Raw genomic sequence first — 24914 nt, forward strand, 5'->3', positions numbered from 1 at the left:
CGGCAGCCGGTCAGCGGGCCGGCTTGAGGTCGGTGATCTTCAGGGTCGTCAGGTCGGACCGGACGTCGATCCTGGTGACCTCGGCGTGGGGACCGTCGCCCCAGGTGAGGGTGACCCTGCTGGTGGCGTGGCCCGCGCCGGAGCCGGTGTAGGCGACCTTCCACTTCACCGGCACGTTCTGCGCGAACAGGATGCCGTCGGCGTGGTTCTTCCTCTCGTACGCGGCGACCTTCTTCTGGGCGGCGGAGGACAGATAGAAGGCACGCAGGGCCTTGGCGGAGGTGCCGGCCGCCGGGTCCTCGGTGGCCCAGACGGAGTCGATGTAGGCGCCGTAGAAGTCGGCCACGTGCTGGGTGACGTTGCGCGGGTCGCCCTGGGCGGGGGACACGGCGGCGGCACGCGGGGCGTGGCTCGCGCCGGAGCCGGCCAGGGCGGGCGTCACGGCTGCCAGGGAGAGCCCGGCGGTGAGGGCGACTGCGGTCAGGAGGGTCTTGCGGCGGCTCACGGACATATTTCTCTTTCCCCCGGTTTCTTCGCGACCGGCCCGATCCCGGCCGTCGACGGACCTTAAGACCGCATTTCCCTCCGCCCGGTTCCGCTTCTCCAGAACTTACTTCCCCGCATTTCCCGGTGCCTGACACATCGGGAAAGGTTGTGCTGAATTCCGGACCGCTTTCCCCGTCTTTTGGCCGGATTCACTCAGGTCATCGGCGGATTCCGCTCCTCGACCGGCCGGGCGAGGTGTTCCAGGGCCGAGCAGGTCGTCGTCGGTGAGGGCGAGCGGGCCGGGGTCCGGGAGGTGGGTCGGACCCCGGCCCGGGTCTTCACGGCTTGCGTGCGACCGCGCCGTACATCGCTATGTCCTCGTCGCGGACGTCCTTCTCGCCGGTGCCGTCGGGGTGCCACTTGTGGACCTGGACGATGCCGGGTTCGACCAGGTCCAGCCCCTCGAAGAACTCGTGGGCCTCGTCGATGGTGCGCAGCCGCATCGGCATGTTGCGGGCCGCGTACTCGCGGGCGACCCGGCCCACCTCGTCGGGCGCGAACTCCGCGGTGCCGATGGACATCGCCAGGTAGCTGCCCGACGGCAGCGGCTCCAGCAGGCGGCGGACGACGCCGACCGCGTCGTGCTCGTCCAGCATGAAGTGGACGATCGCGATGACGGTGAGGGCGACGGGCTCGTCCAGGTCGAGGGTCTCGCGCAGTTCCGGGGCCCGGAGAATGGCGGCCGGGTCACGGAAGTCGGCCTCGATGTACGAGGTCCGGCCCTCGGGCGCGCTGGCCAGCAGGCCCTGCGAGAGGGTGAGGACGATCGGGTCGTTGTCGACGTAGACGACCCGGGATCCGGGAGTCACCGCCTGGGCGATCTCGTGCAGGTTGGGCGAGGTCGGGATGCCGGTGCCGATGTCCAGGAACTGGCGCATGCCCGCCTCCTCGGCGAGCCAGCGCACGGCACGGTTCATGAAGTCGCGGTTGGCGCGCATGTGGACCGGGAGGGCGGGCCACTCCCGGGAGATGGCGTCGCCGGCCTCCTGGTCGGCGGGGTAGTAGTCCTTTCCGCCGAGGATGTAGTCGTAGATGCGGGCGGAGTGGGCGTTCTCGGTGTCGATGCGGTCGGCCGGCCATCCGTTGTCGGGCAACGCCGTGTCTCCCATTCGGGTCGGGGGGGGTCGAACTTGCGTCAGAAAGGGTGCGTCACAACAGGCACGGTCACAGCAGGAAGTCGGCTTCCCCCTCCTTCACCCCGGTCACGAACCTCGCCATCTCGTCGGACGTGAACACCAGCGCCGGACCGTCGGGGTCGGTGGACTGGCGTACGGCGACACGTCCGTCGGCGAGCCTCTTCACTTCCACGCAGGCACCGCCGGCGTCGTCGCTCCACGGCTTGGCCCAGCCGCGGGCGCCCAGCTGCCGGGCCGGCATGCCGCTGTGTACGGGAGGGTGCACGGTTACAGCTCCTTGCGAATCGCGCCGAGCACGGTCTCGGTCTTCCTGGCGGGCGCCGCCTGGGCACCCAGTCGGTCCAGGGCCTCGCGGTACACCACGACGTCGCCGCCCTTGTCGAGGTAGACCGCCCCGACCAGGCCGTTGAGGTAGACGATGTCGGGCAGTTCACGGGCCCGGAACCGGAAGAGGTGGTACGCGCCCGCCCGCATCGCCGGGTGCGGGCCGTTGGCGAACGGCATGAGCTGCAGGGTGACATGGGGCAGCCGGTTGACCTCGATGAGATGGTCGATCTGGGCACGCATCACCTCGGGGCCGCCGACCGGCCAGCGCAGCACGGTCTCGTCCATGACGACCCACAGCCGCGGCGGCCCCTCCCGGGCCAGCAGTTCCTGCCGGCGCATGCGCAGCGCGACCCGGCGTTCGGTGGCCTCGGCCGGGGCGTGCGGATTGCCGGCGCCGAGCAGGGCGCGCGCGTAGTCCTCGGTCTGCAGCAGGCCGTGCACGAACTGGTTCTCGTAGGCCCGGATCTGCAGTGCCGCCTGCTCCAGGCTGAGGTATGCGGCGAACCAGTCGGGCATGACGTCGCGGTAGGTGTGCCACCAGCCCCGCTTGTTGGCCTCCCGCACCGACTGCAGGAAGGTGTCGATCTCCTGCTGGTCCGTCACGCCGTACACCTGGAGGAGTTTCTCGGCGTCCGAGAGGCGCAGCCGGGCGACCCTGGCGGCCTCCATGCGGCGGATGGTGGAGTGGCTGACGCCGATGGCCGCGCCCGCCTGCTCGTAGGTCAGGCCGGCCCGGGTCCGCAGTTCCTCCAGCTGTCTGCCGAGGATCATGCGCAGCACGGAAGGGGCACCGCCCCAGTCGGTCTCCGCGGCCACGCCCACCCCCTCACCCGGGTTTCAGGGTCACCGTCTCACTCGATCGCTTTCACGAACCCGTTCGATCATTTCTTGCCCGAAGCAGCATGCACTTGGCTACTTGCAATTTTCAACTTGCGTGTTGCGAGCGGTTGTTGACAGATGACACAGTGGACTCACTGCTCCGGCCGACCGAAGGAGCGGGCGACGCAGTCCAGTCGGGGGAGACGAGACTGCACCACGGCCTCACGGGAGGCGGTGCGCGTCGTCCGGCCCCTGGGCGGCCGGCCCTCCGACACCGTCCCCCGACACGAGGCCGGACGAAAGGCGTACGGCGATGGCTCCGCCCTCCTCCCTCCCCCAACCGCTCCACCGGCTGTCCGAGCACCACATCCCGGTCACCGGCACGCCGGCCGCGAGTCCGCCCCCGCTGCGGCTGCCCCCGATCGGCCTTCCGCTCCGCATACCCGACGCCATGGAGCCGGCACACCGGCCCGCGGAGGCCGACGGCATCCCAAGACCACCCGGAGGCGAGCGCCCGGGTCGACTCCCTGGGCCCGAGGGCCCCGACCCGCTCGCCTCCGGGGCCGTGGCTCCCGGACCCACGGCCGTCTTCGAACTGCCGGCCCTGCCGGCGGCGGTCGGTACGGCCCGCCGCGTGCTGCACGACCTGCTCACCGCCTGGGGCGTCGCCGGACCCGGCCGGGACGACGCGGTCCTCGTCGCCTCGGAACTGGTCACCAACGCGCTGGTGCACGCGGCCGGCGAACGGATCGTGTGCCGGGTGCGCAGCACCGCGGACCGGGTCCGTCTCGAGGTCGAGGACCAGAACCGGGGCCCCGCCCGCCCCGTCCGGCGGCGCTCCGGTCCCGACGAGCAGAACGGACGCGGGCTCTTGCTCGTCGACGCACTGAGCGCCGACTGGGGCGTGACGCTCGCGCCCGACCGGCCCGCGCGCATCGTCTGGGCCGACCTGTCGACCACACCCGAACCGCCGGCCGGCCCCACACCGCCCGACCCCCTCCCCCGGACCATCCCCCACTCGTCCGAAGGAACCCCGCCCCATGCACCAGCCGACCCCTGTCCCTGAACCGTCCGCCGACCCCTCCTGGACCCGGACCCGCCCGAAACCGGGTCCGGACGGCCCGGCCGAGCGCCGTCAGCCGTAAGAGACCACAGGCCCTCGGCCGTGGGCCGTCGGCCGGAGGCAACCACCCCCACCCGTTTCGTCGGTAGATTCACCCCGATGCGAGCCGTTCGCATCCGTCGGCGGGCCCGGCATCCCGTGAGGGACCCGGACCGTCCGCCACACAGCGGTTCTGTCAGGGGGTTCCATGGTCTGGTCGCTCGTCCGCCGCAGCCGGGCCGTGTCCCGGCTCCCCGTGCCCGGGCGGTGCGAGTCCGGCCGGCACGTCCTGGCCACCGAGCGGCTGTTGCTGTTCACACCCCGGACGCACCTCGACGTGGCCGCGGCGCTCGCCGCCAGCGCGGACGCCGAGGCCCAGCGGTGGCTCGGCAACCATGCCGACCGGATCGCTCCCGACCCCGGCACCCGGCGCGCCCTGCTGGAGTGGCGGCCCGCCGGCGACGACGGCCGCCGCGTCCCCCGCCTGCTGGCGAAGCCCTTCACCCCCGACCCCGGCATCCCGGTGTTCCTGGTCTGTGTGCGCAGGGCCGACCTCAGCTATGCCGGAGGACTGCAACTGGAGCACCACACGGGCGAGGTGGGCGGCTGGCTGGCGCCGCGCTGCCGCGGGCAGGGTCTGGGCGCGGAGTTGTTCCGGGCAGGGGCACTGCTCGCGCACACGCACTTCGGCATGACCCGGGCCCGGGCGGGCGCGGAGACCGGGAACACCGCGAACCGCCGGGCCCTGGCCCGGGCGGGCTTCGTGCCGGACGAGGGCCCGCCGCGGCACACGCTGCCCGACGGGCGCGTGATCGAGTCCGTCTGGGTCCGCCACGACACTCCGACGGCCACGCGCTGCGCCTGACCGGCCGGGAGTCTCTGCACTCTGCCGCTCGCCGCCCCCTGGTGACGGGGGCTACCCGGCGCAGGCATCGTCGCCCGGAGGTGCGTCGGGCAGTACACGGAACCCGGACAGGCCCTCGGGCTCCTCGGCCACTCCCGTGCAGTGGGTCACCAGGGCCGCCGGTGGGCCCTGGGCCGCCCAGCCGGCCATCTCGGCGACGTCGTCGGGCCGCCCTTCGAAGACGGCTTCCACGTCGCCGTTGTAGAGGTTGCGCACCCAGCCGGCCACGCCCCGTTCCTCGGCGAACCGACGGCACGTGTCGCGGTAGAACACGCCCTGGACGCGGCCGCTGACGTGCACGTGCTGCCGTACGGTCATTTCTGTGGGCTCCCGTTCTCCCGTCGGCGGGCGGTGATGCGGTGCCGTTCCGGCCAGCGGACGTCGTAGGCCCAGCCGAGTCGCTCGAGCCAGCGGATCAGCCGGGCGCTGGCGTCGAGCTGGCCGGTGAGCACGCCGTGCCGGGCGCTGGTGGGGTCGGCGTGGTGGAGGTTGTGCCAGGACTCGCCGAAGGACAGCGGGGCCAGCCACCACACGTTGCCCGAGCGGTCCCGGCTGCGGAAGGGCTGTGAACCGGTCGCGTGGCAGATGGAGTTGATGGACCAGGTGACGTGGTGGACGAGGCAGATCCGTACCAGCCCGGCCCAGAAGAACGCGCTGAGCGCCCCCTGCCAGGACCGGGTCAGCGCCGCTCCGAGCATCGCGGGCAGCGTGACGGAGGCCAGGACCACGAGTCCGAAGCGCTTGGAGATCAGCATCAGCGCGCGGTCGCGGACCAGGTCGGGTGCGTAGGTGCGGGGCGAGGCGTGCTCGGTCTCGAAGAGCCAGCCCAGGTGGGCGTAGAACATGCCCTTGGCCAGGGCGCGCGGTGAGCGGCCGTACCGCCAGGGCGAGTGCGGGTCCCCGTCGCGGTCGGAGAAGCGGTGGTGCTTGCGGTGGTCGGCCACCCAGGTGAGCAGCGGGCCCTGTACGGCGAGGCTGCCGGCCAGCGCGAGGGCGATCCTGAGCGGCCGCCTGGCCTTGAAGGAACCGTGCGTGAAGTGCCGGTGGAAGCCGACGGTGATGCCGAGGCCGCTGACGAGGTAGAAGACGACGGCGAGCACCACGTCCGTGGGGCTCAGCCCGTGCCGCCAGGCCAGCGGCACGGCGGCGAGGAGCGCCAGGAACGGCACGGCGACGAACACGCCGATCATGAGCTGCTCGCCGCTGGGCCAGGACCGCGCTCCACCGGCCAGCGGGGTGGGTTCCGAGAACTCCGACAACAGGGGGACCTTTCGGCTCGGGGGCAGGTGCGCAGTGGCCGTCAGTCGACGGCGGTGAAGGCGAGCACGGCGTTCTGGCCGCCGAAGCCGAAGGAGTTGCTGACGGCGGCTCGTATCCGCTGCGGGCGGGGCGCCTTGGTGACGACGTCCAGGTCCATCGCCGGGTCGAGCGTGTCCAGGTTGGCGGTGGGCGGGATCAGCTGGTGGCGCAGGGTGAGGACGGTGCAGGCCGCCTCGATCGCTCCGGCGCCGCCGATGGCGTGCCCGATGGTGCCCTTGACGGCGGTGACGGGCGGGGGCCGGCGGAAGACCTGGTACAGCGCGTTGTGCTCGGCCGTGTCGCCCTGCGGGGTGGAGGTGCCGTGCGCGTTGACGTGGTCGACGTCCTCGGGGGCCAGGCCTGCGTCGGCGAGGGCCCCGCGGATGGCGCGGGCGGCGCCGTCGCCGTCCGGGTGCGGGGCAGTGAAGTGGTGGGCGTCGCAGGAGGCGCCGAACCCGGAGAGCAGGGCCACGGGCCGGGCACTGCGGGCGCGGGCGTCCTCCACGCGCTCCAGGACGAGCACGGCGGCGCCCTCGCCGAGGACGAATCCGTCGCGGTCGCGGTCGAACGGCCGGGAAGCCTCGTGCGGGCTCTCGGCGCGGCGGGACAGAGCGCGCATCTGGGCGAAGCAGGCCGCGGTCATGCGCAGCCGGGCCGACTCGCTGCCCCCGGCGAGGACGAGGTCACAGGCACCGGACAGCAGCCAGTCGCGGGCCAGGCCGAGCGCGCTGGTGCCGGAGGCGCAGGCGGTGCTCACGACCATGTTCGGGCCCTGCGCACCGAGGTCGAGGGCGATCTCGGCGGCGGCCATGTTGGGCACGCTGCGCGGCAGCGCGAGCGGCGAGACGCGCTCCGGGGTGCTGAGGGCGAGGCGGTCGAACTCGGCCTGCCAGCCCTGCATGGACCCGGTGCCGACCCCCATCACGACGCCGACGCGGGCCCCGTCCCAGCCGTGGGGTGTGAGCCGGGCGTCGGCGACGGCCTCGCGGGCGGCGAGCAGCGCGAAGGTGGTGAAGCGGTCCAGGCGGCGGCTGAGCCGGTGCCCGAGCAGTCCGGTCGTGTCGAGGTCGGGCACCCGGCAGGAGAAGGCCACGGGCAACCCGTCGAGGCCGGGGTCGGCAGTCGCGGTGGACTGTCCGGCGCACAGGCCCTCCCACGCCGCGTCGCGGCCGATCCCGGCCGCTGTGACCAGTCCCAGTCCGGTGACGGCCACGGGGGCGCGCCGCGCCGGGACGCGTGCTTTCACAAGCTGCATGAGGCGTGATTATCCGGTCCGAAAGCGGCCGTTCCGGGCTACGGCAACTCGTTCGGCCCAGGACGGCGGCCGCTACCACCCGGATGTGCGAACGTCACTGACGAACGGTCACTCCCAGTGTCCGTACCAGGCTCGATCAGGGGTCGGCGAGGGCGGTCTCCAGGTCGTCCGGCGAGCCGGGGCGAGTCGGCCTGCGGGACGGCGAGACCGGTGCGGACCGGGGACGCGGGGGCTGCGGACGGGGGCGATGGCCCATCCGACGGCTGCTCGGCGCGGCTTCCGGAGGCGACCCGGCGGGCGGTCGTGCGAGGCGTCGTGGCGCGGCAGGCCGGCCTCCGGGTGGATGAGCGGCTGCGGCCCGTCCTGAACCGCGGGGCGTCACTTCGCCGTGCTCCGAGCGGGCCGGCTCAGGCCCGCGAGTGGACCAGCAACGCCGCTGCTGCGGTGCGCAGTTGTTCCGCCGCCGTACCGCAGGCGGCGGCCTGACGTTCCAGCGTGGGGCGGCTCCACTCGGGTGCCGCCGAGCAGGCGGACAGCTCGGCCGCGGTGGCGAGCAGTCGCCGGGCGTAGCCGTCCATCAGGTCGGCGTCGGCGCGCAACCCGATCGCCTGGTCGAGGAGTTCGTCGGTCGACGGCAGGGCGCGGAGGGACTCGGTGACCATGGTGGCTCCCACTGACGGGTGTGCGTGCGGGGTCAGCGCGGCAGGACGGCTCCGGCGCTGCGGTGGAAGACGAACTGCGGGCAGGACAGCACGAAGAGCGGCAGAGCCGTGTCGATGCCGAGCCGGCGCAGCTGCCCGGCCATGGGTTCGGCCGCGGCGGTGCCCAGGCGCAGCCGTACCCCGGTCCCGGTGTGCAGCCGCAGCCGTCCGTGGGCCCGGACCAGGGTGCGCACGGTGCTCTCGCCGCGCCTGCCGTAGAGGGTCCAGTCCGCTTCGGGGCAGCGCAGGCCCCGGCCGAGGCGTCCCTTGACGGCAAGCCCGAGTCCCGGTGCCTTGACACCGAGGTCACGGCTCATCAGATCGGCTTCGGCCGCCATGCGGACCGCGGGCTGGCCCCAGATCTGCCGGGAGACGACGCGTGCCTCCTCGCTGCTGACGGCGAGGGAGAGGACGTAACGGCCGGTGCGGCGCAGGTCGACGCGGCGCAGCAGGTCGGCGGCGATGTCGTAGGGGCGTGGCCGCCACAGGTCGTCCACCAGCACCGACAGGGCGATCTCGGCGTACGGGCCGATCGTGGAGCAGCGGTGCTCGTACAGGGACAGCACCGCGAGCGCTCGCCGGCCCAGCCTGCTCGGCACCATCCAGGTGACGTCGGGCAGCAGGCCGCGCGCGGCCGCGGCGTCGACGGCGAAGCAGAGGTGGGCGGCTGAGGAGTCGTAGTAGCGCACCGGGACGTCGACGGGGCCGGTCGTGGTGGGGAGCGGGGTGGTGGGGACGGTGAGGAAGGGGTAGCCCTCGGGCGGCCGGGCGCGGTCCTTGAGCCGGTAGGCCTGGGTGCGCACCACGGGGCCGAGGTAGGGGGCGAGCGCCTCGTCGACGTCCCTGCGGACCTCGGGGATGACGGTCCGCAGGTGCTCGGTGTACTCGCGGAGCATGTGGCACAGCGGGAACTCGCGCGTGGGTCCGGCGTAGTCGGCCTCGTACCGGTTGGGGTGCGGGTCGAAGGCGGAGCGGGCGTCCCGGCCGTCGAGGACGGGCACGAGGTCGTGCTGGTTGGTGATGCCTGCGACCCAGGTGCGCGGGTCGGCGGGCCTCCTGTTGTGGACCGGGGAACCCACCGCGATCACATGGGTGACCCGGTAGGCGCGGCAGAACTCCTCGTCCTGAGCGAGGTTCATCAGCGCGATTCCGCCCTCGCCGTGTCCGATCAGGGCGAGGTCGGCGCCGCGCGGGATGCCGTGGTCCGCGAGCGCGAGCAGGATCGAGCGGGTGTGGGGCGATTCGGCCGTGAAGAGGCTGCGCCAGGCGCCGACGAGGTCCTGCGGGGAGTCGTTGCGGGGGCGTCCGGGCGTCGTACCGGGCGCCTGCACGACGTACCGGACGACGCCGTCGGGGCCGCGCACGTTCTGCACCAGGATCCGCCCGCCCGCGGACACCACCTCGATGTTGCGCAGGAAGCCGAGGAGGGAGCCTTCGGTGGCTATGGTCTGCCGCTCCTGGCCGGAGAGGTCGACGGCCTCGGCCGCTCCCCCGCCCTGGTCCGTGCCGGCGAGACGGGCGGCGCTGCTGCCGTGCACCGGACCGGCGGACCGGCCGGAACCGGCGGCGAGCGCCCAGCCGGTCTCGTCGTTCTTCGGGTCCTCGTCCAGCAGGGCGCGGACGGCGAGGAGTTCGGTCGTCAGCGGCGCGAGGCCGGACAGGGCACGCTGGGCGCACTGGTCCCTGAACAGGGCGCGCAGGGCCCGTACGGCCTCCAGGTCGCGGTCGGCGGTGACCGCGGTCATCAGCCGGCGCATGCCCGGGTCGCGTGCGAACTCGGGGTGGTCGAACAGCACGGCGGCGATCCTCAGACGCAGGGAGGTGACGGCCACCAGCGCGGCCAGGCTCTCCCGGCCGAGCACATCGCCGGCCGCGCCGAGCACACGTCCCACGCCCTTCGGTTCCTTGATCGCGGAGCCGCCCAGGCCGTCCTTGTTCGTCAGGGCCCGCAGCAGCGCCCACCGGGCGGCGAGACCGGTACGGGGACGGCGGCGCGCGGAAGCGGTGAGGGCAGGCGCGAACAGCGCGGTGCGGGTGCGTGTGGACACCTCGCGGATGCCTTCGGCGACGTCCACCACGTCCCGTGCGCACCGGCGCAGCAACTCCTCGGTGTCCTGCTCGTCCTGGGCGGTCCGTCCGCGTATGTGGCCGTCCGCTCCCATGCGACGCTCCCTCGGCTCGACGACGTTCGACGGGCACGACCGCCCCTCGGGGACGCGGTCTCCTTCCTCATCGTCGGCCAGCGGCGCCGCGCCCGCACCTTCATCCACCCAGGTAGAGGGTGTGTGCCGGCTCCGGTCCCGCGCGCGAGCGGCGCCGTGGCCACGTCCGTCCGACACCCGAACGGCCTACAGGCCCGCTCCCCGACGACGCCCCGGTCAGGCCTCGGCCATGAGCCCGGCGGCGACCGTGGCGCCCAGCTCCCAGCAGGCCTGCACATCGCCCTTGCCGGGTTCGCCGGTGACGGTCACCGCCTCGGTGGCACGGCGCCAGCCGAGGCCGGTGGTGAGGGCCTCGATGGCGCGGACGGCGCCGGTGACGTCGTTGCCGCCGTGGACGTAGTAGCCGAAGGGCCGGCCTCGCGTCTCGTCCAGGCAGGGGTAGTAGACCTGGTCGAAGAAGTGCTTGAGGGCGCCGGACATGTAGCCGAGGTTCGCCGGGGTGCCGAGGAGGTAGCCGTCGGCCTCCAGGACGTCGGAGGCGGTGGCGGAGAGGGCGGCCCGCCGTACGACGCGGACGCCCTCGATCTCCGGCGTGGTCGCGCCGGAGACGACGGCCTCGAACATGGCCTGGCAGTTGGGCGAGGGCGTGTGATGGACGATCAGCAAGGTAGGCACGTGCCGAACCCTGCCCTGCGGGCGCCGCGGTCCGCAAACGGCACCCGGCGCGCGGCATTGTGGGCGGTGGGACGGGAGTGCGACGATGCCGGGCACCTGGCGGGACACGGGAGGAGCGGTCTTGGGCGAGGACGAGCAGCGGGCACCGGCAGCCGTGGTGTTCGACGCACTGGGTCTGGACTACGAGAAGGCGTTCGTGTCGTCCGAGGCGCACCGCGCCTCGCTGCGGTGGCTGCTGGACCGGCTGGAGCCGGGCAGCCGGGTGCTGGACGTGGGCAGCGGGACGGGACGGCCGACCGCGCAGACCCTCGCCGGGGCGGGGCACAGCGTGCTGGGCGTCGACGTCTCCCCGGTGATGGTCGACATCGCCGCCCGGCAGGTGCCCGAGGCCGAGTTCCGGCTCGCCGACATCCGTGAACTGCCGCTCCCGGAGGGCTCGTTCGACGCGGTGTGCGGGTACTTCTCGCTGCTGCAGATGTCCCGCGCCGAGCAGTTGGCCGTCGTGGGCCGCATGGCTCGTGCCCTGCGGCCCGGCGGGCTCGCGGTGCTGGCCACCGTGCCCCTCGACGTGGAGGCCGTCGATGCGGTGTTCATGGGGCAGCCGGTGCGGGTGACGAGCTTCGCCGCCGGGGACTTCACGCGGCTGGTGACCGGGGCGGGCCTGACGGTCCTGTCCGAGGAGCACGCCACGTTCTCCCCGGCCCATCCCGACGCCGTACCCGAGCCCCACCTGTTCCTGCACTGCCGGCGCGACGGCGACTGAGCACGCCCCCATCACCGGCCCCCTCTCAATGCGTACGGCTGTGCCGATGTCCTCGGTTACAGTGGCGGCGCTCAACAGGAGGGGAAACGACAGTGCAGGTCAGGGTGGGGTCCGTGCGGGGCAGGGTGGTCCAGGCGGTGGTGCTGGCGGCGGTACTGGGAGGTTGCTCCCAGTCGCCGGACGGGGAGGCGAAGGCGACGGGTAGCCCGTCGGCCGCCGGGAGCGCGGGGGCCGAGAGTGCCGTCGCGGCGCGCGGCGGCACCGTCGGCGCCGCCGGTTCGGCCTGCGAACTGCCCGTCAGCTTCGACGTCGCCAAGAGCTGGAAGCCCAAGGGGATCGACGCGGAGAAGGAACTGTCGAAGGCGTCGAAGGGGTCGGACGGCGACCTCGGCGGAGCAGTCGCCGACGCCTTCCTCCGCCAGGGCCCGGTCACCACCGCCTGTGAGATCGACGCCAAGCCCGCCGGCAGGATCGGCTTCCTGCGGGTGTGGACCGGCGAGCCCGGCGACGCCGACGCGCGCACCGTCCTGCGGCAGTTCGTCGCCGCCGAGGACAACACCAGCAAGGAGAAGTACCGCTCCTTCAGGACGGCCACCGGCCTGTCCGGCGTGGAGGTGGAGTACCTCTACACGAGCAAGCTGCTGGAGGAGACGAAGAAGGAGAGCGCCCTGGCGGTCTCCACGCCCGACGGCCCGGTCGTGCTGCACCTCGGCGGGATGGACACCGAGGAGCACAACGCCATGGTGCCCGCCTACGAACTCGCCAAGCAGACCCTGCGCGTCCGCTGACGAGCACCGCGGCTCCGGACGACGGAACGGCGGCCGCACCGCTGGAGGGTGGGGCCGCCGTTCCGCCGTTCCGTGCCGTGCGGTCAGTACCTCAAGCGCTTGGCCCGGAGCAGCATGACGAGGCCGGACAGGGCGAGCAACATGCCGATGGCCGCGGGCCACAGGTGTGCGCCGGTCTCGGCGAGGCCGCCGCCCTGGACCGCCTGGGGTTCCGTTTGGTTGGCGGGGGGCTGCGCCTGCGCGGCCGGGGACTCGGCGGCCTGACCGCCGGCAGGGGTCCGGGTGGCCTGGCCGACCTCGCCGGCGCCCGAGTCGGACGGCGCGGCCGGGGAAGCCTTGTCGGCCTTCGCGGGAGCGGTCTGCCCGCCCTCGCTGTCCTGCTTGGTCCGGCCGTCCTGCTGGGAGGACTGGCTGTCGTGCTTGGCGGGCTTGTCGTGCTTGGTGGTGTTCGCCGGCGAGGTCGTCGCGTCGGTCCTGGGCTCCTGCGTCGCTTCGGAGGAGGCCGGGGCGGGCTCGGCCGGGGTGCTCGTGGCGGGTTCGGCCGTGGCACCGCCGGTGCCCGTGCCCGGGGCGTCCGACGCACCGTTGTCGTCGCTCGGGCTCGGGGCCGTGGTGGCACCGGAGTCGTCATCGCCGCGGGGTCCGCAGGTCCGGCCGGAGTTGATGCAGTCGACCATCTCGCGCATCAGGTCCTCGTCGAAGACGTTGATGAAGTCGCCGTGGTCGGTGACCGGCTTGTGCAGCTGCTCGGGGAAGGAGTCCACCGCGAAGAACGGCACCGTCCGCCCGCCGTCGTCCAGGCTCGGCGCGGCGACGTCGTAGACGATGCGCTGGACCAGCTGCGGGATCGCCCGGAAACCCTCGGGACAGGCGCCGTCGGGGCCGGCGAAGGCCACGTGGGTGCGGTGGTTGGCGCTGTCGATGTTGCGGCCGTCCCAGCAGCTCTGGAAGTGGAAGGTGCGCACCACGTCGCTGCCGGACGGACACAGCGGGTACTTGTCCTTCAGCTGCCGGTCCTCGAAGCCGGTGCAGCTCCATGAGGCGTTGGCGTTGGTGGGGCCGTTGACGAAGGCCTTGGCGTCGCCGGTGATGATGCGCAGCAGGCGCGGCATCTCGGTGACCTTGCCGCGCGGGCTGCCCACGAAGGTCAGCGTCACCTGCTTGGCCGTGACGATCTGGCCCGCGTTGCCCTCCGTGCCGCCGCCCGGGGCGCCGGCGTCCCGTTCCTGCTTGCCGTTCTGCAGCCGCAGCACCGGCCAGTAGTACGTGGACTTGTCGCCCTGGTCCACACAGCTGGTCTGGGCGTTGGCCAGGACGTCGTCGCTGGCGAAGGCGTTGTTGGACTGGTTGCCGATGTAGTCGTGGAAGTGGTGGGCGCCGTTGGAGACGCCGGGTGCGACGATCACGTTGTCCGAGTTGAACAGGCCGCCCGCGTTGACACCGCACTCGGAGGTGAACGTGCCGCGCGAGGCGTCGTCCTGCTGGGGCGGGTTCGGCACGTTCGGCTGTACGGAGGTGATGTCCGCGTAGTCGGAGGCGACGGGGCCGTTGCCGCCCTGGCCGGCACCGTTCTGGCCCTGGCCGGAGCCCTGCTGGGCTCCGTCGCTCGGGGCGGCGCTGCCCTGGCCGGCGTTGCCGGTGTCACCGCCCGCACCGTCCTGGGCGGGGCGCAGGGTGCAGGCGGCGAGGGACTCCAGTCCTTCCGGCCGGTCGCCCGCCTGGTCGATGGCGGCGGCGATCCGCTCGATCGTGGCCGACCGCTTCTCCTTCAGCGGGTTCATGATGGGCTCGTCCGCGGCCGTGGGGTCCTGGCGCACGGACTCGGCCGACGCCTGAAGTTGCTGGTACGCGGCCGCTGTCTGCTGGTCCAGCTGGGCGAGTTCACGGTCGACGGCCTCACGGGCGTCGTCCGGCACCGTCGTCAGGCGGCTGCCGACGTCCGGGCAGTCGATCGTGGCCATGCCCGCGGAGCGGACCTGTCCGGTCGCGTCGGTGCCGCCGCCCCATGTGCCCTCGGTGGCCGAGGCGTAGACATTCGCCGCGACGAGCCCGCCTCCGCCCAGCATCAGGGCGACCGCTGCGAAGGTCGCGCGTCGTGCACGGGTCGGGCGTCTGCGCGTGTTGCGTCCCACGGAAGTACCTCTGAGTCTGTCGAGCGGCTCGCATGGAAATCCCCCGCCCCATACGGATCCGAGCGCCCGAGTGTTCAGGCGTCCCGAGAATTCATCAGAATCTCATAGGCACCGTGCCACCCAGAGGGTGAGTCATCTCGAATGCCAAGACGAACATCACATATCTGTATCGGACATTACGCACTTCAACCTTCACACGGGCCACACAAATTGGCTAGGTTGACGGCCAGGCCGCACGGCTCCCCCGGCGAACCGCGCCGGGCCGCGTGGCCTCCGCCGAATCCGGTGCACCGTGGAGTGCGACCGGAACCGGGGACCCGACCGACTTCGGGGTGAATCGGCCAACGCCCTTGCAGGCGAAGGCCGTAGGGCACGCCTTCCGGAACCGACCGCCCGAACCCGACAGCTGACTCGGTAGGCGGAGCACGGAAGGAGTGCGTCCCTTCATGGCGACGGACAGCCGCGACGAGGTCCGGCAGCGGATCAACTCCCTCTACGACCGGGCCGAGGTCGACACGGGGAACTTCAACGCGACACGGGCCATGGCGGGGGCGACACGGACTCGTGGTGTTCCGCTGGCCAAGCGGCCGGAGCGGCGCTCGGATCCGGCGCTCGACGAGGTGGCCAAGGAGTGGTTCGATGGGGCGCGGGCCAAGCTCGGCCCCTCCGTACCCGCGGTCCTGCCGGCGGACCGGATGCCCGACCGGCCGGCCACCCCGGCCCGTTCCTCGGACCGCGGCGGCGGCGATCGCCCCGGTGGTGACCGGGAGGCGCCGCGACGCGGTCTGCCGGAGCTGCCCGCCGGACCCTCGGGGCGGACGGATGCCCGTGCGCTGCCGGAGCTGCCGAGTGGGGCCGTAGCCGAGCTGACCGCTCGGTCCGTCCCCGAACTTACGAGCCGCGCCGTTCCCGAACTGACCAGCCGGGCCATGGAAGCAGCGGGCGACCGCACCGCGCTGGAACTCCCCGGCCGAGCCGCTGCCGAGCCGCCGAGCCGGGCCATGCTGGAACCGGCGGGCCGTACCTCGGCGCAGCCGGCCGCCCTGCCTCTCCCCGCCGCCCCGGCGGCCCCGCAGCAGGAGCCCCGGGCACTGCCCGCCCCCGCCGCGGGGTCCCGGCGGCCCGCCCCGGCGGCCTCCAAGGCGGAGAACCGGCGCAAACTCGCCGCGGCCCGGGACGTGTTGTCCCGCGGCAACGCCCTGGGCCCCGCAGCCGCCACGCCGGACGCCCTGGGCGCCGCGGGGGGCCAGGCGTCGCAGCCGGCCGAGGACCAGTGGCGCGCACCGCAGTGGGCGGCACCCGGTGTGTTCCCGGCACAGGATGCGGCCGGCTCGCTCGGCGCGGCCGCGCTTCCTGCGGGCACCGAGCCCTACAACCGCCCGGCCACGACGGCCCCTCTGCCCGACACGGGCTCCTTCGCCACGCCACTGCCCGCAGGCCTTCAGCCCGACACCGGGTCCTTCGCGGCGCCACTTCCGGCCGCCACCAGCGCCTTTGCCTCCCCCCTCCCCACCGACACCGGGTCCTTCGCCGCACCGCTTCCGGCCGACACCGGGTCCTTCACCGCACCCCTCCCCACCGACACCGGCGCCTTCGTGGCGCCTCTCCCCACCGACACCGGGGCCTTCGCGGCACCCCTTCCGACCGACACCGGCGCCTTCGCCTTCCCCCTCCCCACCGACACCGGGTCCTTCGCCGCACCACTTCCGACCGACACCGGCGCCTACGCCGCGCCGCTTCCGGCCGACGCCGGCGCCTTCGCCTTCCCCCTCCCCACCGACACCGGGTCCTTCGCGGCACCCCTTCCGACCGACACCGGCGCTTTCGCCGCGCCGCTTCCGGCCGACACCGGATCCTTCGCCTTCCCCCTCCCCACCGACACGGGGGCCTTCGCCGCGCCGCTTCCGGCCGACACCGGATCCTTCGCCTTCCCCCTCCCCACCGACACGGGGGCCTTCGCCGCACCCCTCCCCACCGACACCGGATCCTTCACCCCGCCCGTAACCGCCGGCGCCCCCACGTTCACCCCACCCCCGGTTCCTGCCCCTGCCCCTGCCGCAGTCGCCCCCTTCCCGACCGGCACCGGCTCCTTCGCCGCGCCTGTCACCACCGTTCCCACCACAACCGTTCCCACCACGACCGACACCGGCTCGTACGCGCCCGCCACCACCGCCCCGCAGTCGCCCCACGCCCTACGCGCCGAGAAGGCCATCGCCTTCGCTCGGGCGCAGGTCGGGAAGCCGTGTGTGTGGGGTGCGACCGGGCCGGACTCGTACGACTGCTCCAGCCTCACCCAGGCGGCATGGAAGGCGGCCGGGGTCACGCTGCCGCGGGCCGCGCACCAGCAGGCGCTCGGGGGCACGCCGGTCACGCTGGCCGGACTCGAACCAGGTGACCTCGTCCTCTTCTTCGACGACGACCGGCATGTGGGCCTGCACACCGGCGGCGGCATGATGATCCATGCGCCGGGCCCGGGGTCGTACATCCGCGAGGAGTCGATCTACGGCGCCGGGGAGGCGGCGATCCACCGGGTGATCCGGCCGGCGTGACGCCGCGGGCGGACTCGCCTCAGCCCGGTCGGCGCCGTCGCGCGCGCCAGCTCTCGTAGTGGTCGAGCAAGGTTTCGGCCACCGGCCGGTAGGTGAGCCCCAGTTCGTCGACACCGCGGCGGTTGTCGACGCGGAAGCGGATGCCGAGGTGCTTGCGTATGTAGTCCTGAGTGAGGCCGAAGGAGGGACCCAGGATGCGTACCGGCCAGTGCGGGAGCGCGGTGCGCGGCAGGCGCGGGTCGTAGGGGTGGCGGGTGCGGATGATGCGTGCCATCTCGTGGAACGACGTCATCGCATCGGCCGCCACGATGTAGCGGCCCTTGGCCCCGGGGTTCTCGGCGGCCGCGATGTGCGCGTCGGCCACGTCCCGCACGTCGGCCGTGGTGAAGCTGAAGTCGGGGGCGCCGTAGCAGAAGTAGCCCTTGAACAGCTCGTCGAGAAGGAAGAGGCTGCCGGACTCGGAGGCGGGGGTGAGGGAAGGGCCCAGTATCAGGCCGGGGTTGACGGACACCATGCGCCAGCGGCCCTGTGCGGCCTCGGCCTCCCAGGCCGCGCGTTCGGCGACGGTCTTGGCGTAGTGGTAGGGGTTGTTCTCGGGCGTGCTGGTGGTGTTGAAGTACCGCTCGGACAGCACCTGGCCGTCCATGTGCAGGACGTCCGCGTAGTCACCGAACACCGCGCCCACGGTGGAGGTGAACACCAGGGTCCGGACCTCCGGGGTCCGCGCGATGCTCGCCAGCACGTTGCGGGTGCCGAGCAGCGCCGGGTCCACCACATCCCGCCGGGCGTCCCTGATCCGCTCCGGCATGAGGAACGGCGAGGCCACGTGGAAGACGACCGGGCAGCCGCGGAACGCCTCGTCGAACGAGCCCTCCTTCAGCAAGTCCGCCTCGAACAACGCCAGTCGGTTCGGAAACGCCTCCTGCATCTCCCACAGCGGCCGCACCTTCGCCGCGTCGCCGGTGCTGCGTACAGTGGTGCGGACCTGGTATCCCCGCTCCAGCAGCCGGCGTACGAGACGGCTGCCGACGAAGCCGCTGCCGCCGGTCACCACGACGGTCGTCTCCCCGCGTACGCCCACGCGCCCTCCTCCGCCGGGACCCCGGGCAGGAGACCTCCATAAGAGACCCCTGGAGAAGTCATAAGATCCACTTATGAGGTCATAGACCGGACCCGTGTACTAACTTAGGTCTGCCTTAGTCTAGGCTTCCCACTCGAGTATCTGATCACGCTCGAAGGGAACTGATCATGCCGCGCCCCCTGCGGGTAGCCATCGTCGGAGCCGGCCCCGCCGGGATCTACGCCGCCGACGCCCTGCTCAAGTCCGAGGTGGCCGCCGACCCCGGCGTCTCCATCGACCTCTTCGAGCGGATGCCCGCCCCGTTCGGCCTGATCCGGTACGGCGTGGCGCCCGACCACCCGCGGATCAAGGGCATCATCACCGCCCTGCACCAGGTGCTCGACAAGCCCCAGATCCGGCTGTTCGGCAACGTCGACTACCCGAACGACATCAGCCTGGACGACCTGCGTTCCTTCTACGACGCGGTGATCTTCTCCACCGGCGCGACGGCCGACCGGGATCTGCCGGTCCCGGGCATCGAGCTGGAGGGCTCGTACGGCGCCGCCGACTTCGTGTCCTGGTACGACGGCCACCCGGACGTGCCGCGCACCTGGCCGCTGGAGGCCGAGAAGGTCGCCGTGCTCGGCGTCGGCAACGTGGCGCTCGACGTGGCCCGGATCCTCGCCAAGACGGCGGACGAGCTGCTGCCGACCGAGATACCCGCGAACGTCCACGACGGCCTGAAGGCGAACAAGGCCGTGGAGATCCACGTCTTCGGCCGCCGTGGCCCGGCACAGGCCAAGTTCAGCCCGATGGAGCTGCGCGAGCTGGACCACTCCCCCAACATCGAGGTCATCGTCGACCCCGAGGACATCGACTACGACGCGGGCTCGATCGAGACCCGGCGCGGCAACAAGCAGGCCGACATGGTCGCCAAGACCCTGGAGAACTGGGCGATCCGGGACGTCGGCGACCGGCCGCACAAGCTGTTCCTGCACTTCTTCGAGTCGCCCTCGGAGATCCTCGGCGAGGACGGCAGGGTGATCGGCCTGCGCACCGAGCGCACCGCCCTCGACGGCACCGGCAACGTCAAGGGCACCGGCGAGTTCAAGGACTGGGACGTCACCGCGGTCTACCGCGCCGTCGGCTACCTCTCCGACAAGCTGCCCAAGCTGCCGTGGGACATCGAGTCCGGCACCGTCCCGGACCAGGGCGGCCGGGTCGTCGAGGAGAGCGGCAACCACCTCCGGTCGACGTACGTCACCGGCTGGATCCGGCGCGGCCCGGTCGGTCTGATCGGCCACACCAAGGGCGACGCCAACGAGACCGTCTCCAACCTGCTGGACGACTTCACGAACGGCCGTCTGCACACCCCGCACTCCCCCGCGCCGGAGTCCGTGGACGCGTTCCTCGCCGAGCGCGAGGTCCGCTTCACCACCTGGGACGGCTGGTACAAGCTCGACGCCGCCGAGCGAGCCCTCGGCGAGCCGCAGGGCCGTGAGCGCGTGAAGATCGTCGAGCGCGAGGACATGCTCCGGGAGAGCGGAGCCTGATTCCCGGGAGCGCCCGGGAGGCCTCGGAAGCAAGTCCAACGAGGCCTCCCAGGGCCCCTGTTAGGGTCCTGAGGTGTTCTCCCTGCGTGAGCCCCTCTTCTTCACCCGCCTGCGCGAGGCGCGCCGGGTGCTCGTCGCCGGTGCGGGCGGCGGTTTCGACGTCTACGCCGGACTGCCCCTGGCGTTCGCACTGCGGTCGGCCGGTGCGGAGGTCCATCTGGCCAACCTGTCCTTCTCCGACCTGTACGGCCTGAGCCTGGACACCTGGGTGGCGGAGGACGTCGCCGCCGTCCGTCCGGACACCCCGCTGCGCGGCGACTACTTCCCCGAGCGCGCGCTCGCCCGATGGCTCGGGTCGCAGGGGATGCCCGACACCGTGTACGCCTTTCCCCGTACGGGCGTCGAGCCGTTGCGCGCCGCCTACCGGGCGCTGCTCGATCATCTGGGCGGCGTGGACGCCGTCGTGCTGGTGGACGGCGGTACCGACATCCTGATGCGCGGCGACGAACACGGGCTCGGCACGCCGGAGGAGGACATGGCGAGCCTGGCCGCCGTCGCCGGTCTCGACGAGGTCCCGCACCGGCTGGTGGCCTGCCTGGGCTTCGGGGTGGACGCCTACCACGGCGTCAACCACTCCCTGTTCCTGGAGAACCTGGCCGCCCTGGACCGCGAGGGCGCCTATCTGGGCGCGTTCTCGCTCCCCGGGGCGAGCCAGGAGGGCGGGCTCTATCTCGACGCGGTGGCGCACGCCCAGCAGTGCCACGAGAGCCACCCCAGCATCGTCCACGGCTCGGTCGCGGCCGCCGTGCGCGGGGACTTCGGCGACGTGCGGTTCACCGAGCGCACCCGGGACAGCGAGCTGTTCGTCAACCCGCTGATGTCCCTCTACTTCTGTGTGGACCTGCCCGCGCTGGCCCGTGCGAACCTCTACCTCGACCGGCTGGAGGGCACGATGCTGATGCGGCAGATCAGCTCGGTGATCGCCGGGTTCCGTGACGAGCTGCCGCGCCAGCGGGCGCCCCGGGCGTTCCCACACTGAGCCGGGGCGCGCCGGTCACGACAGTCCGGGCTCGGCCTCGACCAGGTCCCGGCGGCCGACCACCGCGAGCGTCAGGGTCAGCAGGGCGAGCGCGGCCGTCTGCACGAGACCGCCGCCGAGGTAGGCGCCGGGCACGGGCACATGGAGCCAGGGGTAGAGAGCCGCGACCCGGACGGCCAGGATCAGCAGGCCGAGAGCGGCCAGGGCGAGCGTGCCGCCCGGCGTCGTACGGTCACCGCTCCGGATCTGCCACAGGAGCCAGCCGAATGCGCCGACGACGAAGCAGCTCGCTGGGGCCCACGCCAGGTCGGGGAGGGCGGGCAGCACCACGGTGGACGCCCCCATCACCACACAGGCGGTCATGAGGACCAGCCCGGGTGTACCGGCGGGGAGCCGGGCCGGGGGTGCGTCCCGGTGGTGGGAGGCGCACAGCGCGAGGGCCGGCAGCCAGGCCAGAAGCCCGAAGGAGGCGGCGAACGCCGGGTCCGCGGGGACCGTTGCGCCCGTCAGCGGGCCGAGCAGTGGCCAGAGGGTGGGCAGCGCGGCGCACAGCGCGGCCGTCCGGGCGAGGCGTCGGCGGTCGTGGAGGAGGGCGAAGTACGCGACCGTCCACAGCAGCGGAAGGATCCACTGGGCGGCGGTGACCACCGCGGTGAGCAGTCCCTGGTCGGTGAACTGCGACAGGAACAGATGCCGCCCGGAGCCGCCCCGGCCGACGGCCCAGGTCAGCTCCAGGACCAGCTCGACGACCCCCGCGGCCGCCTGGATCAGCACGGCGAACAGCGCGAAGAGCCGGACGGTGGAGCCGAGGAGGACGTAGCGGCGCGGCGCCCCCGGCGCTCCCAGCCGGCTGCGCACGGCGAGGGCCGCGATGCTCGCCGCCTCGCCCAGGGTGGGCCGACTCTGGTCCTGTGTGTCGCGGTCGACGTCCCACAGGTACGTCTCGACCATCTCCTCCTCCCGTTCACGCCGGTAGTAGGCGGGGAGCAGGCGAAGGACGGCCCGGTAGCGGGATTCCAGCAGCGTGGTCATGCGAAGCCTCCCGCGAGTCCGGGTGCCGTGGGGGGTTTGGGGGCGGTGTCGGCCGGTGCGGCGGCCCGGCGGCCCTCGGCGATGCGCCGCTTGGCGGCCCCGGCGCCGGCGGCCATGCGCTCCGCCTCCGCGTCGAGGGCCGCCACTCCGTCCTCGGTGAGCCGGTAGTAGCGCCGCAGGCGGCCCTGCTGCACCTCCTCCCGGTCCAGCACGATCAGTCCGTCGGCGGTCAGCCGGTCCAGCACCCCGTAGAGGGTGCCGACCCGCAACTGCACCTCTCCCTCGGACAGCTCCTCGACCTCGCGCAGGATGCCGTAGCCGTGCCGCGGCTGGTCGGCCAGCGCCGTGAGGACGAAGAACGCCGCTCTGGTCATGTTCCTCGATGCCATGCGAGCAGAATATATCGGTAGCCGATATATATCGAGCCATGTACCGGCGGGCACGGCCGTCCTGCGCGGGACCCGGCGGGCTCACCGCACATGGTGAACGGGGCCTGCCCCTGAACGGATGGGAGGGCGGACCCCGTTCGACGGACAGTTTTCGGTACCGAGGGACGGTCCGGGGACGTGTGAACAGCGGTCATGTGATGCGGGCGCCGCGTCCCCCGGGTGCGGGGCGCACACCCCGTACGCGGGGCACGCGGCCGCGGGGGCGCGCCACGCCGGGGCCCCGCCCGACCCGTACCGCCCCCGGGCGGTGATACTGGGAGGCGCACCCGCCCCCATCAGCAGATTGGCCCATGTCGAACTCCGCCACCGACCACGCCACCATTCCGCAGACCCTCTGGGCGGCCCGCGGCCGCCACACCGGTCCCGCCGCCGAGGACGTCGTCCGCCGCACCCTGCGCCGACACAGGGAGAGCGGGGACATCGACGACTTCGCCGAGCCCCCCGCGACCGGGGAATCCCCCGGGCAACCCCGCGAACAGATCTTCGAGGCACGCTGGCGGGCCGACGGCAGCGTGGCCGTGCGGGCCCGCCTCACCCTCGTCCCCCTGCAGGACCGGCCCGAGGGGCGGCAGTGGACGCTCGTCGCGGAGGCGGAGCGCCCCTGGGACGAGGCCTGGCCCTCGCCTGCGACGCTGTTCTGGCCCGAGGCCGGGCCGGCGGAGGGCGCCGACGGCGCCTGGGACCACCACCCCACCGTGGCGGGCCTGCGCTTCCGGCAGGTGAACGCGCTGCCCGAGGACGACAAGGAGATGCGGCGCCGGCTGCGGGGCGCGTCCCGCGAGGCCTGGTGCGTGAACCTCGTCGTGCACGAGGCGATGACCCCGGACGAGCGCGGCCGGCTGCCGCTGGCCCAGCTGCTGCCGCCCGGGCTGCGGCACCGCGTGCTGGAACACCGGGCCGCGCCGCAGCAGCTCCGAGCCGTCAACTGGGCGTTGAAGGACCTCGGCGTCGAGGTGCCGCGCGGCGGTGCCGTACTGCTGCCACCGGACCCCGTGCCGCAGGGCTACGACCGCCGGGAACACAGCGTGCGCAGCGTCTTCCTGGACGGCTCCGAGCCGGCCGAACTCGTAGCGACCCTGCGGCACTTCGCCGCCCTGTCCCGGCCGCTGCCGCGGGGCGCCGCGGAGGCACTGGCGGACCTGCGCGACAACTGGACCCTGCTGACCCTCCAGGAGGAGCTGGAGCGGGAACGCCGACTGGTCGCGATGTACGCCGAGGCGCTGGAGGCCATGACGAAGTCCCGGGACCTGTACCGGGAGGCCGCCGAGCAGGCCCACCAGGCACTGGCCGCCTACCGCGACGCGCCCGCCCCGCACACCTCGCCCCGCCGGCCGGAGCGGCCCGGCGACCGGACGCCCTCCGCGCTGCAGCAGTTGACACGGACCTTCGAACGGCTGAAGTTCAGCACGAAGGGTTCGCGCCCGGACGCCTCCCCTGACGGCGACGGCACGGACACCACCGACCCGGCGTGAGCCAGGAGGGACAGGAGACCGCATGGATTCCACCACGACCCTGCTGGTGATCGTCGGCGTCGTCGCGGCGCTGCTGCTCGGCGTGGCCGTCTGGCTGCTCGTGCGGCTGGTGCGCGCCCGGCGGACCCTGCAGCAGGCCGGGCTGCCGACGGGGCCGCGCTGGGTGTTCTGGGGCGCGATCCTGTATCTGGTGCTGCCCACCGACCTGCTGCCCGACCCGGTCTACCTGGACGACATCGCCGTCCTGCTCCTCGCGCTGCGCAGCCTGCGCGCCGCCCGCACGCTGCCGCCCGGACCTGCGGAGTACTGAACTTCCCCTGCCCGAGGGCCGGTTGCCGCATCATGGAGCGATGCAGCCCACTTTCACCGGGATCCCCGATCGGCCGGTCTCCCCCGACGTCGCCGTGGTCGTCGACGTGATGCGCGCGTTCACCGTCGCCGCCTGGGCGTTCCGGCGCGGCGCGGAGAAGATCGTCTTCGCCGGTACGCAGGAGGAGGCCCTGGAGCTGAAGGCCCGCCACCCGGGCTGGCTGGCGTTTCAGGACGGGCCGCCGGTGCCGGGGTTCGACCTGGCCAACTCGCCCGCCCTGCTGCGCTCGCTCGACGTGCGGGGCCGCACGGTCGTGCAGAAGACCACCGCCGGGACGGCCGGAGCGCTGGCGGTCGCGGACGCGCGGCTGCTCCTGTGCGCGAGTTTCCTGGTGGCCGGGGCGACCGCCGAGGTGCTGCGGCGCGCCCGGCCGGACACGGTGACCTTCGTCGTCACCGGGGACGGCGGGCGGGCCGAGGAGGACCTGGCCTGCGCCCAGTACATCGTGGCCCGCGCCGACTCACCCACCGCCGATCCCGCGCCCTACCTGAAGCGGGCCCGGCACTCCGACGGCGCCGCCCGGCTCGCGAAGGGCGTACGACTCGGCTGGGAGGGTGTCCACCCCGAGGACGCTGCGATGTGCCTGGAGGCGGACACGTTCCCGTTCGCCATGGCAGCGACCCGCATGGACGGCCACCTGGTGCTCCGGCCGGTGGGCATGGGCGCGGGGGCCTGACCGGACGCCCGTCCACGCCGCTACGGCGGCCCGATCGGACGCCCGTCGGCGCGGGTACGACGGCCTGATCCGGCACTGGTCGGCGCGGGTGCAGCAGCCGGGCTC

The 24914-nt window shown here is 73.0% G+C and carries 24 protein-coding genes and 1 riboswitch; of the genes, 10 read left to right on the forward strand and 14 right to left on the reverse strand.

Annotation, left to right across the window (positions count from 1 at the left end):
* Positions 1–10: 10 nt before the first annotated feature.
* The 4 genes from AC07DS_RS00580 to AC07DS_RS00595 form a co-directional block, all read right to left on the reverse strand.
* Positions 11–511, reverse strand: a complete 501-nt coding sequence (locus AC07DS_RS00580; RefSeq protein ID WP_479141314.1) for a hypothetical protein — start codon at positions 509–511, stop codon at positions 11–13.
* A 313-nt stretch (positions 512–824) separates the two neighbouring features.
* Positions 825–1640, reverse strand: coding sequence for an SAM-dependent methyltransferase (locus tag AC07DS_RS00585; RefSeq protein ID WP_479141315.1), 816 nt, complete (start codon positions 1638–1640; stop codon positions 825–827).
* A gap of 70 nt (positions 1641–1710) precedes the next feature.
* Positions 1711–1923 carry a DUF397 domain-containing protein gene (locus tag AC07DS_RS00590; protein ID WP_479142115.1) on the reverse strand — a complete coding sequence of 71 codons (213 nt, stop codon included), beginning with the start codon at positions 1921–1923 and terminating at the stop codon, positions 1711–1713.
* A 26-nt stretch (positions 1924–1949) separates the two neighbouring features.
* Positions 1950–2825, reverse strand: coding sequence for a helix-turn-helix domain-containing protein (locus AC07DS_RS00595; RefSeq protein WP_479141316.1), 876 nt, complete (start codon positions 2823–2825; stop codon positions 1950–1952).
* 316 nt (positions 2826–3141) lie between these two features.
* Between AC07DS_RS00595 and AC07DS_RS00600 the strand changes: the two genes are divergently transcribed.
* On the forward strand, positions 3142–3894 hold the full coding sequence (locus tag AC07DS_RS00600; protein WP_479141318.1) for an ATP-binding protein: 753 nt from the start codon (positions 3142–3144) through the stop codon (positions 3892–3894).
* Between the two features lie 244 nt (positions 3895–4138).
* Positions 4139–4795 carry a GNAT family N-acetyltransferase gene (locus AC07DS_RS00605; protein ID WP_479141319.1) on the forward strand — a complete coding sequence of 219 codons (657 nt, stop codon included), beginning with the start codon at positions 4139–4141 and terminating at the stop codon, positions 4793–4795.
* A gap of 51 nt (positions 4796–4846) precedes the next feature.
* On the opposite strand, the gene AC07DS_RS00610 is transcribed toward AC07DS_RS00605, so the two are convergent.
* The 6 genes from AC07DS_RS00610 to AC07DS_RS00635 form a co-directional block, all read right to left on the reverse strand.
* Complete coding sequence (locus tag AC07DS_RS00610; RefSeq protein ID WP_479141321.1) at positions 4847–5152, reverse strand: acylphosphatase; 306 nt, start codon at positions 5150–5152, stop codon at positions 4847–4849.
* Entirely contained in the window at positions 5149–6093 is a 945-nt protein-coding gene (locus tag AC07DS_RS00615) for an acyl-CoA desaturase (protein ID WP_479141322.1), read from the reverse strand. Before AC07DS_RS00615 ends, AC07DS_RS00610 begins: the two co-directional genes overlap by 4 nt.
* 41 nt (positions 6094–6134) lie before the next feature.
* Complete coding sequence (locus AC07DS_RS00620; protein ID WP_479141323.1) at positions 6135–7388, reverse strand: beta-ketoacyl-[acyl-carrier-protein] synthase family protein; 1254 nt, start codon at positions 7386–7388, stop codon at positions 6135–6137.
* A 407-nt stretch (positions 7389–7795) separates the two neighbouring features.
* Positions 7796–8050: a hypothetical protein gene (locus tag AC07DS_RS00625; RefSeq protein WP_479141324.1), complete on the reverse strand. Its 255-nt coding sequence runs from the start codon at positions 8048–8050 to the stop codon at positions 7796–7798.
* A gap of 32 nt (positions 8051–8082) precedes the next feature.
* Entirely contained in the window at positions 8083–10251 is a 2169-nt protein-coding gene (locus AC07DS_RS00630; RefSeq protein ID WP_479141326.1) for an acetoacetate decarboxylase family protein, read from the reverse strand.
* A 216-nt stretch (positions 10252–10467) separates the two neighbouring features.
* The gene (locus tag AC07DS_RS00635) at positions 10468–10926 is read right to left on the reverse strand and encodes a flavodoxin family protein (protein ID WP_336115447.1); all 459 of its coding nucleotides are present in this window, start codon (positions 10924–10926) and stop codon (positions 10468–10470) included.
* A gap of 85 nt (positions 10927–11011) precedes the next feature.
* Here AC07DS_RS00635 and AC07DS_RS00640 point away from each other — a divergent pair, with 85 nt between their 5' ends.
* Positions 11012–11689, forward strand: a complete 678-nt coding sequence (locus AC07DS_RS00640; RefSeq protein WP_479141327.1) for a class I SAM-dependent methyltransferase — start codon at positions 11012–11014, stop codon at positions 11687–11689.
* 92 nt (positions 11690–11781) lie between these two features.
* Entirely contained in the window at positions 11782–12477 is a 696-nt protein-coding gene (locus AC07DS_RS00645; RefSeq protein WP_479141328.1) for a lipoprotein, read from the forward strand.
* An 83-nt stretch (positions 12478–12560) separates the two neighbouring features.
* Here the strand turns inward: AC07DS_RS00645 and AC07DS_RS00650 are convergent, their stop codons facing one another.
* Complete coding sequence (locus AC07DS_RS00650; RefSeq protein ID WP_479142117.1) at positions 12561–14543, reverse strand: DUF1996 domain-containing protein; 1983 nt, start codon at positions 14541–14543, stop codon at positions 12561–12563.
* A 330-nt stretch (positions 14544–14873) separates the two neighbouring features.
* A riboswitch (cyclic di-AMP (ydaO/yuaA leader) is annotated at positions 14874–15045 on the forward strand.
* Positions 15046–15055: 10 nt separating this feature from the next.
* Here AC07DS_RS00650 and AC07DS_RS00655 point away from each other — a divergent pair.
* Positions 15056–17158, forward strand: a complete 2103-nt coding sequence (locus AC07DS_RS00655; RefSeq protein ID WP_479141330.1) for a C40 family peptidase — start codon at positions 15056–15058, stop codon at positions 17156–17158.
* Between the two features lie 19 nt (positions 17159–17177).
* On the opposite strand, the gene AC07DS_RS00660 is transcribed toward AC07DS_RS00655, so the two are convergent.
* Positions 17178–18239 carry an NAD-dependent epimerase/dehydratase family protein gene (locus AC07DS_RS00660; protein WP_479141332.1) on the reverse strand — a complete coding sequence of 354 codons (1062 nt, stop codon included), beginning with the start codon at positions 18237–18239 and terminating at the stop codon, positions 17178–17180.
* A 167-nt stretch (positions 18240–18406) separates the two neighbouring features.
* On the opposite strand from AC07DS_RS00660, the gene AC07DS_RS00665 reads away from it, so the two are divergent.
* Both AC07DS_RS00665 and AC07DS_RS00670 read left to right on the forward strand, forming a co-directional pair.
* Positions 18407–19771: an FAD-dependent oxidoreductase gene (locus AC07DS_RS00665; RefSeq protein WP_479141333.1), complete on the forward strand. Its 1365-nt coding sequence runs from the start codon at positions 18407–18409 to the stop codon at positions 19769–19771.
* Positions 19772–19844: 73 nt separating this feature from the next.
* Entirely contained in the window at positions 19845–20810 is a 966-nt protein-coding gene (locus AC07DS_RS00670) for a DUF1152 domain-containing protein (protein ID WP_479141334.1), read from the forward strand.
* Between the two features lie 15 nt (positions 20811–20825).
* On the opposite strand, the gene AC07DS_RS00675 is transcribed toward AC07DS_RS00670, so the two are convergent.
* Together AC07DS_RS00675 and AC07DS_RS00680 are read right to left on the reverse strand one after the other, a co-directional pair.
* Positions 20826–21842: a hypothetical protein gene (locus AC07DS_RS00675; RefSeq protein WP_479141336.1), complete on the reverse strand. Its 1017-nt coding sequence runs from the start codon at positions 21840–21842 to the stop codon at positions 20826–20828.
* Positions 21839–22216 (reverse strand): PadR family transcriptional regulator, encoded by a 378-nt coding sequence (locus tag AC07DS_RS00680; protein WP_479142119.1) that lies wholly within the window; start codon positions 22214–22216, stop codon positions 21839–21841. The genes AC07DS_RS00675 and AC07DS_RS00680 overlap by 4 nt, the downstream gene beginning before the upstream one ends.
* A gap of 365 nt (positions 22217–22581) precedes the next feature.
* Between AC07DS_RS00680 and AC07DS_RS00685 the strand changes: the two genes are divergently transcribed.
* The 3 genes from AC07DS_RS00685 to AC07DS_RS00695 are packed head-to-tail and all read left to right on the forward strand — an operon-like array spanning position 22582 to position 24809.
* Positions 22582–23763 (forward strand): hypothetical protein, encoded by a 1182-nt coding sequence (locus AC07DS_RS00685; RefSeq protein WP_479141338.1) that lies wholly within the window; start codon positions 22582–22584, stop codon positions 23761–23763.
* A 22-nt stretch (positions 23764–23785) separates the two neighbouring features.
* Entirely contained in the window at positions 23786–24073 is a 288-nt protein-coding gene (locus tag AC07DS_RS00690; RefSeq protein ID WP_479141340.1) for a DUF1232 domain-containing protein, read from the forward strand.
* Between the two features lie 40 nt (positions 24074–24113).
* A complete protein-coding gene (locus AC07DS_RS00695) occupies positions 24114–24809 on the forward strand; it encodes a 2-phosphosulfolactate phosphatase (protein WP_479141342.1) in 696 nt (231 codons plus the stop codon).
* The last annotated feature ends 105 nt before the right edge of the window (positions 24810–24914 follow it).

It is taken from the genome of Streptomyces sp. NPDC044064 (genome assembly GCF_056434245.1).